Annotated in this window: 17 protein-coding genes; 3 read left to right on the forward strand and 14 right to left on the reverse strand. The window is 40.2% G+C overall.

What is annotated here, in order from left to right:
• Positions 1 to 10: 10 nt before the first annotated feature.
• From dprA to gltX, 5 genes are read right to left on the reverse strand one after another with little or no spacing between them, the layout of a single operon-like run.
• Positions 11 to 1,180 (reverse strand): DNA-processing protein DprA, encoded by a 1,170-nt coding sequence (dprA, locus tag U0839_RS02205; RefSeq protein WP_155565673.1) that lies wholly within the window; start codon positions 1,178 to 1,180, stop codon positions 11 to 13.
• 5 nt (positions 1,181 to 1,185) lie between these two features.
• Complete coding sequence (gene plsY / locus U0839_RS02210) at positions 1,186 to 1,830, reverse strand: glycerol-3-phosphate 1-O-acyltransferase PlsY (RefSeq protein WP_155565672.1); 645 nt, start codon at positions 1,828 to 1,830, stop codon at positions 1,186 to 1,188.
• Positions 1,827 to 3,119 (reverse strand): dihydroorotase, encoded by a 1,293-nt coding sequence (locus U0839_RS02215; protein ID WP_155565671.1) that lies wholly within the window; start codon positions 3,117 to 3,119, stop codon positions 1,827 to 1,829. Before U0839_RS02215 ends, plsY begins: the two co-directional genes overlap by 4 nt.
• Positions 3,116 to 4,051, reverse strand: a complete 936-nt coding sequence (locus tag U0839_RS02220; RefSeq protein WP_155565670.1) for an aspartate carbamoyltransferase catalytic subunit — start codon at positions 4,049 to 4,051, stop codon at positions 3,116 to 3,118. The genes U0839_RS02215 and U0839_RS02220 overlap by 4 nt, the downstream gene beginning before the upstream one ends.
• The gene (gene gltX / locus U0839_RS02225) at positions 4,044 to 5,447 is read right to left on the reverse strand and encodes a glutamate--tRNA ligase (RefSeq protein WP_413549999.1); all 1,404 of its coding nucleotides are present in this window, start codon (positions 5,445 to 5,447) and stop codon (positions 4,044 to 4,046) included. The genes U0839_RS02220 and gltX overlap by 8 nt, the downstream gene beginning before the upstream one ends.
• Positions 5,448 to 5,627: 180 nt before the next feature.
• Here gltX and U0839_RS02230 point away from each other — a divergent pair, with 180 nt between their 5' ends.
• Positions 5,628 to 7,676, forward strand: a complete 2,049-nt coding sequence (locus U0839_RS02230) for a ComEC/Rec2 family competence protein (protein WP_155565668.1) — start codon at positions 5,628 to 5,630, stop codon at positions 7,674 to 7,676.
• A 1-nt stretch (position 7,677) separates the two neighbouring features.
• Here the strand turns inward: U0839_RS02230 and nth are convergent, their stop codons facing one another.
• Genes nth through hisB form a run of 9 tightly spaced genes read right to left on the reverse strand, consistent with a single transcriptional unit; the run spans position 7,678 to position 12,853 of the window.
• Positions 7,678 to 8,361: an endonuclease III gene (gene nth, locus U0839_RS02235; protein WP_230880509.1), complete on the reverse strand. Its 684-nt coding sequence runs from the start codon at positions 8,359 to 8,361 to the stop codon at positions 7,678 to 7,680.
• A 13-nt stretch (positions 8,362 to 8,374) separates the two neighbouring features.
• On the reverse strand, positions 8,375 to 8,740 hold the full coding sequence (locus U0839_RS02240; RefSeq protein WP_155565667.1) for a histidine triad nucleotide-binding protein: 366 nt from the start codon (positions 8,738 to 8,740) through the stop codon (positions 8,375 to 8,377).
• Positions 8,741 to 8,751: 11 nt separating this feature from the next.
• Positions 8,752 to 9,096, reverse strand: a complete 345-nt coding sequence (locus U0839_RS02245; RefSeq protein ID WP_155565666.1) for a phosphoribosyl-ATP diphosphatase — start codon at positions 9,094 to 9,096, stop codon at positions 8,752 to 8,754.
• 26 nt (positions 9,097 to 9,122) lie between these two features.
• Positions 9,123 to 9,881, reverse strand: a complete 759-nt coding sequence (gene hisF / locus U0839_RS02250) for an imidazole glycerol phosphate synthase subunit HisF (RefSeq protein ID WP_155565665.1) — start codon at positions 9,879 to 9,881, stop codon at positions 9,123 to 9,125.
• Positions 9,875 to 10,639: a 1-(5-phosphoribosyl)-5-[(5-phosphoribosylamino)methylideneamino]imidazole-4-carboxamide isomerase gene (gene hisA, locus U0839_RS02255; RefSeq protein ID WP_370533602.1), complete on the reverse strand. Its 765-nt coding sequence runs from the start codon at positions 10,637 to 10,639 to the stop codon at positions 9,875 to 9,877. The genes hisF and hisA overlap by 7 nt, the downstream gene beginning before the upstream one ends.
• Before the next feature lie 28 nt (positions 10,640 to 10,667).
• A complete protein-coding gene (locus U0839_RS02260) occupies positions 10,668 to 11,222 on the reverse strand; it encodes a GNAT family N-acetyltransferase (protein WP_370533601.1) in 555 nt (184 codons plus the stop codon).
• A gap of 19 nt (positions 11,223 to 11,241) precedes the next feature.
• The gene (gene hisH, locus U0839_RS02265; protein ID WP_155565664.1) at positions 11,242 to 11,901 is read right to left on the reverse strand and encodes an imidazole glycerol phosphate synthase subunit HisH; all 660 of its coding nucleotides are present in this window, start codon (positions 11,899 to 11,901) and stop codon (positions 11,242 to 11,244) included.
• Positions 11,898 to 12,260, reverse strand: coding sequence for a DUF2628 domain-containing protein (locus U0839_RS02270; RefSeq protein ID WP_155565663.1), 363 nt, complete (start codon positions 12,258 to 12,260; stop codon positions 11,898 to 11,900). The genes hisH and U0839_RS02270 overlap by 4 nt, the downstream gene beginning before the upstream one ends.
• Positions 12,257 to 12,853 (reverse strand): imidazoleglycerol-phosphate dehydratase HisB, encoded by a 597-nt coding sequence (gene hisB / locus U0839_RS02275; protein WP_198192870.1) that lies wholly within the window; start codon positions 12,851 to 12,853, stop codon positions 12,257 to 12,259. The genes U0839_RS02270 and hisB overlap by 4 nt, the downstream gene beginning before the upstream one ends.
• A 246-nt stretch (positions 12,854 to 13,099) precedes the next feature.
• Between hisB and U0839_RS02280 the strand changes: the two genes are divergently transcribed.
• Positions 13,100 to 13,690, forward strand: a complete 591-nt coding sequence (locus tag U0839_RS02280; RefSeq protein ID WP_162988599.1) for a nitroreductase — start codon at positions 13,100 to 13,102, stop codon at positions 13,688 to 13,690.
• Positions 13,691 to 13,710: 20 nt separating this feature from the next.
• On the forward strand, positions 13,711 to 14,952 hold the full coding sequence (ubiM, locus tag U0839_RS02285; RefSeq protein ID WP_198184632.1) for a 5-demethoxyubiquinol-8 5-hydroxylase UbiM: 1,242 nt from the start codon (positions 13,711 to 13,713) through the stop codon (positions 14,950 to 14,952).
• Positions 14,953 to 15,153 lie beyond the last annotated feature (201 nt).

Here is a 15,153-nt window from a genome sequence, read left to right on the forward strand (position 1 = left end):
TTTGATTTCCTCATTTTAAAATATAGCCATTATGGCAAAGAAAAATTTTTTGCTGGATTTCAAGCAAGGTAAGAGCACTCTGAATTTCATTGGTAGGGTAATGAACATTTCTCAAGATTAGATCGATAGGTGTAGGGGTGGCAGAAAGTAGGAAGAGAATATCATCTTCAATTGTTCTTGAATTGTTTTTATCAGGTATATTGACCTGTGGAAAATTCTTGTTCTGGTGGGATATGTTTTCAGGTTCAGGAGAATAGGTAAAAAGATCTGTATTGGAAGGGGTGTTTTCTTGGATAAGGGGATGGGGGAGTTCGGATATTATATCCATGGCATTTTCTGTTAATATAGCCCCCATTCTAATCAAGTTATTGCTTCCTTTACAACGTGGATCAATGGGAGATCCTGGTACTGCAAAAACGGGACGGTTATAATCAAGCGCTTGTTTAGCCGTGATAAGACTGCCGGAATGCTGGGCAGCCTCAATGACAATACATCCCCAGCTCAATCCAGCAATAATACGGTTTCTGCGTGGGAAATGCATGGCTTGAGGTTGGGTTCCAATAGAAAATTCAGTTAAAACAACCCCTTTTTCTGCTATTGATTTTTGAAGGTCTTTATGTTCTGTTGGATAAAAAATATCGATTCCACAACCAATTACGGCAATGGTGAAACCTGTGTATAAGGCCCCTTTATGAGCTGCTTTGTCAATACCTCTGGCTAGACCAGAGGTTATGCCAATTTGATGTGCGGACAGATCAGCCGCAAGATTTTCTGCCATTTTAATGCCATGTATAGAAGCATTACGCGCCCCGACAATAGCAACATTTCTCTTTTTTAATAACTCGATATTGCCTATGGCAATCAGAATAGGAGGGGCATCTTCAAGCATATCAAGCAAGGGCGGATATTCCAGAGTTCCACGAAGAACGAATTGCCCACCCAATTCAAGTGTTTGATCAATTTCTCTATGAAGTTTTTTATTATCAGGAACTTGAAATTTTTTTGTTGAATCTTTTGAACGTTTTAATTTTGGTAAAATTTCCAAAACAGCTTCAGGGGTTTGATAATGGTCAAGTAATTGTCGATAACGGATTCCACCGATCCCTTCCGTTCTAGCAAGTTTTAAATATGGAAGTAATTGTTTTACAGATAGGGTGGAAGACAATGGTTTTTTGGACATTTAGCTTAATTTGTTTGTTTTTTTTCACCAATCCGAGGTTCTGTACCGTTGCTGAGACGGTATATGTTGGTTCTATGACGAAAAAATATGAGTAAACTTATAAGAAGGGCGGGAAATAAAAGAGGGGTTTTAAGATCAAGATGATTAAAAATCATAATGAATAAAGGCCATGCAACAAATGCGGACAATCCACCTACAGAGGAAATTCGGGACAGTCTGGCGGCAAGTAACCATACAATACATGATAATAGGCCAGCAATAGGTGTTAAGGCAAGGCTGACACCTAACCCCGTAGCAACACCTTTTCCACCTTTGAAATTTATCCAAACGGGAAAACAATGGCCGACTACTACAAAAATTGCGGCAAGTGATTCGGCCTGAACTGTATAGTTAATGGCAAAAATATAGGCACACCATATTGCAAAAGAACCTTTCCCCATATCGAGTAAAAGAGTTAAAACCGCTAGTTTTTTTTTGCCTGTACGTAAAACATTTGTGGCGCCAATATTGCCTGAACCGATTTGGCGAATATCTCCCATTCCACCAATATAGCTAACCAACATTCCAAAAGGAATGCTGCCAATCAGATAGGACAAAAAGATAATGCCTGCCATTAATGTCCATGCATATTGGGGTATATGCCAAATCATAGGGTCTCTCTTTTGTAAATACAGCGTCCCATTTTCCAGGTTCCAAGGACGACACCTGGAAGGACACGATTGTCAAATGGGGTGTTTTGAGCCCGTCCTGGTAATTTTCCCGCTTCAACCTGCCAGGTTTGATCCGGATCAAACAAGCATAAATCTGCAACATTTCCTCTGGCAAGCGTTCCGATAGGTTGACGCAGGATTTTCGCAGGATTGTTACATAAAAGTGAAATAGCCTTTGCGAGGGGCAGATTGCCATTTTTGACTTGAATAAGGGTAACACTTAAAAGGGTAACTAGCCCTGTCCCGCCCGGAGCCGCCTCTGCAAACGGTAAACGTTTGTCATCCACATCTCTTGGAAGATGATCCGAGGCGATTGCATCAATGGTTCCATCTGCCAATCCCTGACAGATTGCAAGACGATCCGCTTCGGAACGGAGTGGTGGGGAAAGTTTGGCATAGGTTCTAAAATCACCAATGGCCTCTTCATTCAAGTCAAAATAGACCGGGGCGGTATCACAGCTTATATTCAATCCCTTTGATTTTGCCTGTCGAATTAGATTAAGTCCCTCCGCGGTGGAAATATGTCCAAAATGTAATCGACAATTTGTTTGTTCCGCCAATCGTAAATCACGGGCAATCATAATTGCTTCAGCCGCAGTTGGGACAGAAGGCAAACCAAGTCTTGTTGCCAGCTCTCCCTGGGTGGCACTGCTATTTTTGGCCAGACTGGGGTCTTCGGGATGCTGAATGATCAATCCGTCAAATCCACTTGCATAGGCCATGGTCTGCATCATCAAACGGGTATCTGCAAGCGCCTTGTCTCCGTCCGTGAAACCAATGGCGCCAGCCTCTTGAAGCAAGCCTATTTCTGCAAGTTCCTTTCCCTCACAACCAACAGTTAATGCACCATAAGGAAGAATGGACACCGATTTTGTTATTTCACCCTTGGCCTTTAGCAGGGTTACCAACGCGGGATTATCGATGGCGGGGTTACTATTGGGTAGAATTGCCATGGTGGTTATCCCACCTGCAGAAGCTGCTTCTGCTGCGGTGGCAATGGTTTCCCTATATTCAAATCCAGGCTCTCCCACGGTTACACGCATATCAACAAGACCAGGACAAAGAATGGCTCCTTTTCCATCAATGACATCGCAATCTGATGGTTGCCCTTCTGTTTCCGGAAGATCTATCCCGGCAATTTTATCATTTTTGACAAGAAGTTTTCCCGGTTGATCCAATCCTGATTGAGGATCAATTAAATGGACATTGGTGAAAAGAATCGGTTTCATGGCTGCGCCTTTATGTGAGAGAATTTTTCAAGAACTGCCATTCTTACGGCAACACCCATTTCGACTTGTTCCTGTATGACGCTTTGATGTGGATCATCGGCAACATGACTGTCAATCTCTATTCCTCGGTTTAATGGTCCGGGATGCATGACCAATGCATTTGACTTTGCAAGGTTTAACCGTCTTCGATCCAGTCCAAAGAAACGAAAGTATTCACGGGTACTTGGGATTAATCCAGCACTCATTCTTTCTCTTTGAAGACGCAACATCATGATAACATCAACATTTTTAACCCCTTCATCCATTGAGTAATAAGGGGTGGCACCCATTTTAGCGATTGTTGAAGGCAACAAGGTTCTTGGACCAATAACTCTTACATTGCAACCCATTGTGTTAAGAAGGATTATGTTTGAACGGGCAACTCGGCTATGAGCTATATCTCCACATATTGCAACAGTCAAACCTGTCAATTTTCCAAAGTGGCGACGAATTGTTAATGCATCAAGCAAAGCCTGGGTGGGATGTTCATGAGTTCCATCGCCGGCATTGATGACACTTGCATCGACCTTTTGGGCAAGAAGCGCAGGGGCACCAGATTGTGCATGTCGAATGACAAGCAAATCAGCTCGCATAGCGTTTAAGGTATAGGCCGTATCCAGTAATGTTTCCCCCTTGCTGACCGAAGAAGTGGAAACGGACATGTTAATGACATCAGCACCCAGACGTTTCCCCGCCAGTTCGAAAGATGTACGAGTTCGGGTACTATTTTCAAAAAACAGGGTGATTAACGTACGTTCTCTCAACAGATTGCGAGGGGTCTTGCGAGAACGGTTTAGTAAGGCATAGTTTTCTGCCCGATCCAATAATATTTCAATTTGGTCTTCGGGAAGTCCTTCTATACCAAGAAAATGCTGTCCAAAGGAATTAACCATTAATTACGGCTCCTAATCTAGCCAAAACCTCATTTTTGCCTAATGCGAGAAGTGTATCATCAATTCCTGGCGACATGGTGCTTCCCGTTACAGCCGCCCGTAAAGGCTGGGCAACTTTACCCAATTTCAGGTTTTCCTTTTCAGCAAATGCATGTAGACAGTTATTGACAGACTCTTTTGTGAATTCAGGTAGTTTATTCAGTTCCATGACAAGTTTACTCAACAAGGCACGATTATTTTCATTCAATAATTTTTGTGCCTTGTCCGTAAAATTTAATGGAATTGACATACAAAGGAAAGAAGCATTTTCAGCCAATTCATTCAGATTTTTTGCGCGTTCTTTCAATCCAGGCATTAACAGTTTGATTTTCTGTTCATTATTCTGGCTTAAATCAAGGTCTTTCCGTCCCTTCAAACGAGACAATACATCTTTGGTTAGTCTTACATCATCTGCCTGTCTTAACCAGTATCCATTAACATGTGTTAATTTGGCATAATCCATTCGAGATGGAGAACGGCCAACACCATCCAGATCAAATAACCTAATTTGATCTTTCCGACTAAGTATTTCCTCATCTCCATGACCCCAGCCTAATCTAAGCAGGTAGTTACATAAAGCCTCAGGCAAATATCCTTCATCACGAAATTCAACAACCGAACTTGCACCATGTCGTTTGGACAATTTCGCACCATCGGGACCATGAATAAGAGGAAGGTGGGCAAATTTGGGAATATTCCATTCCATCGCGCGATAGATCATTAATTGTCTAAAACTATTGGTTAAATGGTCATCGCCACGAATAACGTGGGTGATATTCATGTCATGGTCATCGCAGACAACAGCGTGTTGATATGTTGGTGTTCCATCAGCGCGTAGGATAATCATGTCATCCAGTTCGATATTGGCGACGGTGACCTTTCCTTGAACAAGGTCTTGAATAACAGTTTCACCTTCTTTGGGGGCCTTGATGCGAACGGTATAAGGTGCATTGGAGGGTGCCTCGGATGGATCACGGTCACGCCAGTATCCGTTATAACGGGGAGGTTTTCCCTCAGCCAGTGCCTTGGCACGCATTTGAGCCAAATCCTCTGGTGTGCAGAAACATTTATAGGCTTTTCCTGTCTCGAGAAGATGAAGGGCGATTTCCTGGTGTCTTTTAATTCTTGTCGATTGAAAAACAGGCGGTTCGTCAGGTGTTAACCCCATCCATACCAGTCCATCAAGAATAACATCAACAGCTTCTTGAGTGGAACGCTCTCTGTCAGTATCCTCAATCCGTAATAAGAATTCGCCATGATGATGTTTGGCATAAAGATAGTTGAATAGTGCAGCGCGAGCATTGCCAATATGAAGCAATCCCGTTGGACTTGGAGCAAAACGTGTACGAACGGTCATGGGTATCTTTCTTGCACGTAGAATGAAAAGTGAATTGAAATAATGTTTATATTAATTATTAAAAATAAAGATATGAAGTCTAGAAAAAAAATATTTTTATGGAGTTTTTGAACTATCTTAGACAGCATAAAAAATGTCATTGCTCTGTTGGCAAGGGAAACTGACCATTCGAAATTATGGATGCCTGTGTTATTGGGTCTTGGAAGTCTGATTTATTTCACTCTTACGAGCGAACCAGATTTATCATATGGTTTTATATTTTCAATATTCGGTTTGATAGGAATGGCAGTCATTCGATGGCGTTATCCCCTTCAACTAAATCTCTATATTTTTCACTGTGTTGTTTTTTTATTGGGATCAGGGTTTTGTCTTGCATGGTTACAAACACATCGACAGGAACCTTTTTACCGTTTGCCAACGCATGCGGCCACAATGAAAGGAAAAATTCGTCGAATGGAGATTTTATCAAGTGGAAAAACCCGCATTTTAGTGCATCATGTTCATTTTTTATCATATCCAGAATCTGAACAGAAAGAATGGCATCGATATATTCAAATTACATTATTCCGTACCGATAATTCCCAAATTAATGTCGGAGATTGGATAGAGGTTAAAGCGATGCTGAAGCATCCATTCCCTCCAGTTAGAATGGCGAGTTATGATTTGCAATTTCATGATTGGTTTAAAAATATTGGTGCTTATGGATATGCTATCGCTCCTATTAACGTAATTAGAAAAAGTGATAAAAACTCAATACAATTGATACGTGAAAAAATAGCCTGTCGTATCAGGATTTTATTGCCTGGTGAGACTGGTGCAATTGCGCAAATTCTATTAACCGGAATTGATGCGAATTTATCTCAAGAAAACAGACATGTTTTTGCTGTGGCCGGACTGGCCCATTTATTGGCCATTGCTGGTCTGCATCTGGGAACGGTGATGTTGATTGTTGGCGGTACAGTACGCTGGCTTTTATTGCGAAGTGAGTATATTGCCTTGCATTGGCCAGTGAAAATGATTGCGTTATCAATTGGATGGATTGCAGGTTGTATCTATTTTCTTCTTACAGGAGTTCATTTGCCGGCAATTCGTAGTCTGATAATGGCAAGTTTGATCGTTTTCGCCCTGTCTATGGATCGTCGAAGTTTATCAATGCATAATTTGATGCTGGCAGCATTGATGATTTTGATTTTTTCACCCTCATCGATCATGAACGTATCCTTTCAAATGTCTATGGCAGCTGTGATGGCTATAATTGCAGGATATGGTTGGGGATATGACCGTTTTTTGAAAAAATCCAAGAACACTTTTGGTTTAAAAAAATTTTTTTTCTATATTTTGGAGGCTGCATGGATCAGTTTCTTGGCTGGCTTGGCAGTATGTCCAATTGTTATGGCTCATTTTCATGAACTGAATTTATATTTTATTTTGGCAAATTTGATTGCGGTTCCTGTAACAATGTTTTTGATCATGCCAACTGGATTACTATCCCTGGTAACTATCGGGACAGGAATTGATTATTATTTTTTACATTTGATGGCGTATGGAATTAATTTGGTAATTAATACAGCCCGAATTGTTAATGATTTCCCTTATGCGGTTATATGGGTTAAGGATATGCCTGGATGGGGGTTGACATGCTATTTTATTGGATTATGCATTATCTGTTTATGCGTGACACGATTAAAAAGTATCGGCATTCTTCTGATTACGATAGGGATTATATCCTGTTTATGGGGTAAAAATCCTGATCTGGTAACCTCTGCGGATGGACAAATGATTGCCATTCGACGAACTGGGTTTATATGGGTAATTTGTCAGCATGGATGCAACAAATATACGATTGAGGGATGGAAACGATACTTGGGTGTATCAAAAGTGAGAATTCAATTTTCTCACAATCATGACAGAAATATTCTTTGCAAGGATTTTTATTGCAAATTGCTGGATGAACATGTTTTGATCATATTAAAAAAACCTGAGAATTTCTTTTCCCAAGCTGAAATATGTCATGCTATGCGGTTGGAAATTTCTTTATTATGGGAACAGCGTTTATGTCCTGATATATCATTCGTTGATAAAGAAAAAAACTGGGTATATGGATCACATAGCATATGGTTGAATTCAAACAAGATCAAAAATGATTTGTCATTAAGAGGCAATCGTCCATGGGTTATGGAACCAATTCAACGTGGTATTCCGAATTTACCCGAAGCTTTGAGTGAATAAATCAAAATGGACTTATGTTTTTATCTTGGTAATGGCATATTTGCACAACAGGACAGTGCCAGCATTCAGGTTTTTTAGCCTTACAGCAATAGCGTCCATGTAAAATCAACCAATGATGTGATTTCGCAATCAATTCTCGGGGAATATTTGTTACTAGATTTTTTTCAACATCGAGGGGTGTCTTGCCGGGAGCTAGACCCGTGCGATTGCCTATTCGAAATATATGCGTATCAACTGCCATGACAGGTTGATCAAAAGCAACACTTAATACTACATTCGCCGTTTTTCTTCCAACACCGGGTAAAGCTTCCAAAGCCTCTCTCGTTTGCGGGACTTGCCCATTATAATTTTCGATCAATTGTTTGGAAAGCGCTATAACATTTCGGGATTTGGCACGCCATAAACCGATGGAATTGATAAAGGGAACTAATTTTTCCTCACCAAGAGCAACCATTGCTTCAGGTGTAGATGCAATCTTGAACAATTTATTTGTGGCTTTATTAACAGATATGTCAGTTGCCTGAGCCGACAAAACAACGGATACTAGAAGCGTGTAGGGTGAAGAATAATTCAGTTCAGTTTTAGCGTCCGGACGTGCCTTGGCAAGAAGACGAATGAATTCCTTGATTTCTTTCTTATTCATTGCCTTTGCTAAAGGTGTTTCTTTATCTGCTTTAATAATCATGGAAAAATTTTAATTAAGCAAATGGTAACTTTTTCCCACCAAGAATATGAAAGTGAAAATGGAAAATTTCTTGACCGGAATTCCTGCCAATATTGCTGATAATGCGATAACCATCTTTGTCAAGACCCAATAAATTGGCTACATGTGCAACAGCCTTGGTAAAAGCCACAATTTCTTCGGGGGCTGCACGTTGAGAAAAATCAGCATAGGAGGTATAAGGGTTTTTGGGAATGACCAAGGCATGAATTGGTGCCTTGGGGGCTACATCGTGAAACGCCAACACATATTCATTTTCATAAATTGTTTTTGCTGGAATTTCTTTTTTCAAAATTTTAGCAAATATATTTTGAGAATCGTAACGAACTGAAGTTGAAGCCATTGTTTCACCTGTTATTTTGAAGATTTTAAATTACGAGAAGCCTTTTCCTCGATCCCGCTTATTTTCTCTCTTTTATGAAGTTCCGCCCAAACATCTTCAGGCGATATATCTGTTATAACCCACATGGCCAACAAATGATACAAAACATCGGCACTTTCACTGATCAGGTTTTGTGGATTTTTTGTGGCACATTCAATCAGGCATTCAATAGCTTCTTCACCGAATTTCTGTGCAACCTTGTGTGACCCTTTTTTCAGTAATTTGGCGGAATAGCTTTTTTGAGGGTCATTATTTTTTCTTTCTTCAATCTTTTTATATAGACGATCAAGAATTTCACCATTTAGATTGGATTTCATACCTTGTTTCCTTTATTAAATACAGATCAGGAAAGGCGGACGGGAATGTTGTTTCCTGCCAGAGACTTTTTTACCTGCTCAATCGTAAATTGGCCAAAATGAAAAACGCTGGCTGCAAGTAATCCTGTTGCTCCCGTTTGCGCGCCTTCGGTAAAATGTTGTAATTGACCCACACCCCCCGAAGCAATCACAGGGACATTAACATTACTGTTAATTGCTTTCAGAAGATCAAGATCAAAACCTTTTCCCGTACCATCACGATCCATGCTGGTAATTAAAAGCTCACCAGCACCACGTCTGGTCATTTCCTTTGCCCATTGAATGACATTAATACCCGTTGGAGTACGACCACCATGACTGTAGACCTCCCATGAACCTTTATTATCAGATCGTGCGTCAATAGCAACAACGATACATTGACTGCCAAATTTATTGGCTCCATCATTAACAAGATCCGGATTTTTAATGGCTGCGGAATTAATGGCGCATTTATCCGCTCCTGCTAAAAGAAGCGCACGTATATTGTCCGGTGTACGAATACCCCCGCCAACAGTCAAAGGAAGAAAAATTTTTTCCGCTGTACGATTCACCACATCAATGATGGTGTTTCTGTTTTCATTGCTTGCGGTTATATCCAGAAATGTCAATTCATCGGCACCTGCCTTATCATAAACCAATGCCTGTTCAACGGGATCACCGGCATCACGTAGGGAGATAAAATTGACTCCCTTGACCACACGTCCGTTCTTGACATCAAGACAGGGAATGACACGGGTTTTCAACATGTTTCCAACACCCTTAAAGCGTCATTGATCCGAATGCGTCCATCATAGAGGGCTCGACCAACAATTACACCCTCTATTCCTGGCTCCTGATTGGCAACGTTTCGTAATGCCTCAATATGTGCAAGGTTACCAATGCCTCCACTGGCGATAATCGGTATCTGGAGATGATGGGCAAGATTGGCAGTTTGTTCAAGATCAAGTCCGGATAACATGCCATCTCGTTCAATTTCAGTAAAGATAATGGCAGAAGCACCGCTGTCCTGTAAACGTAAGGCGAGGTCCAGGGCTTTCATTTCAGAGGTTTCCGCCCAACCTTCGGTGGATACATATCCTTTTTTGGCATCAATACCAATCACGATTTGACCAGGAAAGGATTTGCAGGCCTGATAAACTAGTCTGGAATTTTTAACGGCGACACTACCGAGAATAACTCTTTTTATGCCCTTATAAAGCCAATATTCGATAGCATTTAGGTCCCGTATTCCACCTCCAAGTTGAACAGGCACCTGAGAATTGGCAAGAATGCTTAAAATAGCTTCTGTATTAACAGATTTTTTTGCAAAGGCACCATCAAGATCAACAACATGTAACCATTTACAACCCTGATTATTCCAGTTTCGAGCTTGTTCACCGGGATTGTCAGAATATATTGTTGCCTGATCCATTTCACCCTGACGTAATCGAACACATTGACCATTTTTCAAATCAATCGCGGGATATAATGTTAGGGGATGGACTGCTGAAGAAAAGCTGGACATAAATAAGTTACACTTCATGAAGTTAAAATTATGGTAGGTTCAAAAAGGATTTATATAGAAAATATCCCCTGAAAATTTGCCCGTTGATTTTTCGATAATAAGGGTGGGTTGCCCAATGATGATATCCATTTTTCAAATAAAACTGAAATAATTTTTTCTGACTTTCATCAATTTGCACATTAATGATCGGGAAACCTAGTTGGGCAATAGTCTGTTCGATTTTTAGAAGTAAACGTTTACTGACGCCGACATTTATGGCATAGGGTGCAACTGCAAAAATGGTGATTTCTGCAGCAATATAGGGAGTTTCCTCTTCCTTTAGTGGTGTTTCAACCTCGCAAAATGCGACAATATGTCCATCCATTCGACCTGTGAAAAGAGTTTTTTCGGGAACAAGTAACGATCCCTTTATATAGCTTTCCAACAATTGTCTTGGTGGTGCCTTAACCCAGCGACAATGATAACCAGCCAATATCGCGGCTTCCAGAGATTCACAGATTGCATGCAAATCATCATCATTATCAAGGGTGGTAATTTGTTCTAATTCGATTTTTGGAAGTAGGTTTGAGTTGATGTTATCCATTGTAATTAATAAATACTTGCTAAGCGGGGGTAGGATTCCATCTTAGGAAATTTGCCAAAATATGTAATCCAACCTGTTGACTCTTTTCGACATGAAACTGCGTGCCAATCGCATTCTTTTTGGCGATGATGGCCGGAATGGATATGCCATAATCGGTTGTGGCGATAATATCCTTGTTATCTTCAGCGGACAAAGCATATGAATGGACAAAATATGCATGATCACCTGGATTTATTCCATTCATAACAGGATGTGCATTTACTTTAAAATTTAGTTCATTCCATCCCATATGGGGTAAAGGTAAATCTGTTGTATCGATAGGTTTTATTTTACCCTGGATCCATCCCAAACCTTTGGTTGTTTTATGTTCCAATCCCTGTTCAGCCATTATTTGCATGCCAACACAAATTCCTAGGAAAGGGGTCCCTTGCCGAACTTTGGCATTTAACGATTCAAGCAAACCGGGAATGGATTGCAATCCACTCATGCAATCTGCAAACGCTCCCTGACCAGGTAATATAAGACGGTCCGCATTTTGAATATGTTCTGGTTTGTTGCTGATTTCAACATCAACAGGCAGATTGATCATGTGGGCCGCCGCAATCAGGGCGCGTTGAGCGGAGGCAAGGTTTCCGCCGTTATAATCAATAACAATAATGCTGTCGGGTTTATGTTTCATGAATTGATATAGTTTGTTAAACGGGGTTTTTTATCAAGTAAACGAAGAAGGGCAAATTTCTTATTGGGTGCGGCAATTACGGTTTGAAGATTCCATCCTGCCCATTGCAATTCCGTTCTTTGAAAGTGGAAGGCAAAGCAACCTACTATAAAATGTACCAAAGCCATCAAGAAGAAAGATGGATGTATCCAGATAACCAGTGAAAAACAAATACTTAAAAGAATTAATCCATGAATCCAGCTTTTTTGGACAAAAAGACCAACAGGTCCAAGTATAAATACGAGCCAGGAAAAACCCTCAGGCACTAGTTTTAATTCGGAAGGTTGGTTTTGGTTTGCATAGACAGTAAAATATTTCACAACACACCTTTGGTTGATGGAATGGAATGCAAAGCACGTGAATCGAATTCACAAGCCATTCGCAAAGCACGTGCAGCTGCTTTAAATGTTGCCTCGGCAATATGATGGGAATTACGACCCGCATGCAATATAGCATGCAGATTCAAATGGGCGCTCATCACAAACCCACGAAAAAATTCTTCAAATAATTCGGTATCCATCTTTCCTATCTTTTCTGTTGGAAAAGACACGTTCCATGCCAGGTATGGGCGACCAGAAATATCGATAACGACTTCGCTCAAGGCCTCATCCAGAGGAACAGAGGCTTGTCCAAACCGACAGATTCCTTTTTTCTCTCCAATCGCTTTCTGGAATGCTTGACCCAAAGTTATGCCGACATCTTCCACTGTATGATGAAAATCAATATGTAGATCGCCTTTGACCATTATGTCCAAGTTAAACAAGCCATGTTTGGTAAGAGCTGTCAGCATGTGGTCAAAAAAACCGATTCCCGTTTCGATATTGGACTGACCTGCTCCATCAAGATTCAGGGTGAGCTGGATATCTGTTTCCGAGGTTTTGCGATGTACGGATACCTGTCTTTGCGTATTCATAAAAGATAACTTTAAAATATAAATTATATTTGACATTCAATTAATAACTTGCTTTTGCCGGAATGCCAAGATTAAAGAGTAAGAAATGAAATTATGAAATGATGAATTTCTTATGAATAAAACTTAAATTCATAATACTTTTTACGTATTTTTGTCTCGAGGAAATTACAGTAAGTTTAGATTTGATATGAAACTTACATTATAAATGGTAAAATTATAAATAACTTTATTGTAATGGATAATTTTATGTCAAATATTGATTTTCTGCTTTCTCGTTTTTCATGTGGTTCATTAACTCAACCTGCGCCAAATGACGATGAATTGCATCAAATTTTATCAACAGCGATGCGGGCTCCTGATCATGGGCGCTTACGTCCCTGGCGTTTTGTGATTATTGGTAAAGAGTATCGAGAAAAATGGGTAAGATCATTGGAAAAGATCCTTACAAAACCGGATTCTTGTTATCCCCCCGCTTATATAACCAAAATAGTGCAAAATTTTTCGAATGCCCCTTTGATCTTGGCACTTGGATTTCGTCAATTTCATGATGACAAGACGTCTATCTCCCTTGATGAACAGTTGATGGCAGCATCAGCAGCAACCATGAATATATTGAATGCTGTCCATGTTCTGGGATTTGGTGCAAAATGGATTACAGGCCCCATTGATGTTCCTGAAATTACGGAATTATTGGGACTGAAAAAACCGTATAGAATGATCGGGTTTATGTTTATCGGAACACCAGTGGAAGGATCTGAGGCACCTCCACGGGTTTCAGTGGATGATTATGTCGCTAACTGGCAGGGAAGTGCAGTAAATTTCAAAATTGATTCATAAATAGTTAAAGAGATGAAACGATGTTAAAGATTAAAGATATGATGGATGTTGTTGTGATTGGCGGGGGTCCTGCAGGATTAAGTGCGGCATTGTCCCTGGAAGGAATTGGACTGAAAGTCACTGTTATTGATCCAGCCCCAATGACAGCTTTGCAAGAACCTTCTTTTGATGGTCGTGAAATAGCTTTGACCCATCATTCCGTTTCATTGATGAAATCAATGGGGATATGGGACCGTATTCCTGAAGATGAAATTTCTTCGCTCAGGGAGGCCAGGGTTGAGAATGGGGAAGAAAACAATCCTTTGATTTTTGACACGCAGGGAAAGGGCGAAGAGGCTCTTGGCTATCTTGTCCCAAATCATCTGATCCGAAAGGCAACATTTGAAGAGGTTCAATCTCGTGAAGGGATTACTGTTTTATCCAAGACACGCTGTAATAAATTAAATTGCTTTGTTGATTATGCCCGGGTTGAATATTCCAATGCAGATCAGGACGATGCAGTTTTTTCTACAAAACTGGCTGTTGTAAGTGACGGACGTTTCTCCAAAATAAGAGACAGTCTTGAAATTGGATATTTGCTGCATGATTTTCATCGTCATATGATGGTATGTCGTATGAAGCATGAGTTGCCTCATCATCAAGTTGCCTTGCAATGGTTTGACAAAGGACAGACTGTTGCCTTACTGCCATTGAATAATAATGTCACTTCTGTTGTATTGTCTCTTCCTCCTGATGAAATGAATCGGGTCAGATCGTTGGAAGCCGAACAATTCAATCTGGAAATAATGAAACGCATACATGGACGGCTTGGAAAAATGGAGCTTGTTTCCACCCGGCATGTTTATCCTTTGAAAACTGTATTTGCCAACCGGTTTGAAACAAGACATGCTGCCTTGGTCGGCGATACGGCTATTGGAATGCATCCTATCACAGCCCATGGTTACAATTTTGCCCTGATTGCCCAGGAAATCCTGGCAGATGAAGTTTTGGCAGGTTTAAAAAGGGGAGAGGAAATCGGCACATCGAAACAATTGCGTCATTTCGAAAAACGGTTAAGAATCAAAACCATGCCGATGTTTACCCTGACAAACACTATTGCAACGCTTTATACACGTGAAGAAAAGGGATTGTGGAAATTAAGGAGGTTAGGTATTAAAACGGCCAATTTACTAAAGCCTGTTAAGAATAAAGTCGTGGATACCCTAATTGATAAAACCACAACATTGCCTTCTCCAAAATCGATTTTATCGAAAAGATTTTGATTATAGTTAAATTTTTAATGCGAATAATAAAAAATTATTCGCCTTTTTTATATCATCGTTATAATTTTTATAATTTAATAAAATTATTATTGGATTGATTATGAAAATTAAAAGAGCAATTAAGCTTAAGAAAGTAGTAATTCATAAGTATAAATCTTTTACAGAGGAACAGGAAGTTAACATTGAAGATGATATCACAGT

The organism is Commensalibacter sp. A3DC (assembly GCF_047307945.1).
Taxonomy (GTDB): domain Bacteria; phylum Pseudomonadota; class Alphaproteobacteria; order Acetobacterales; family Acetobacteraceae; genus Commensalibacter; species Commensalibacter melissae.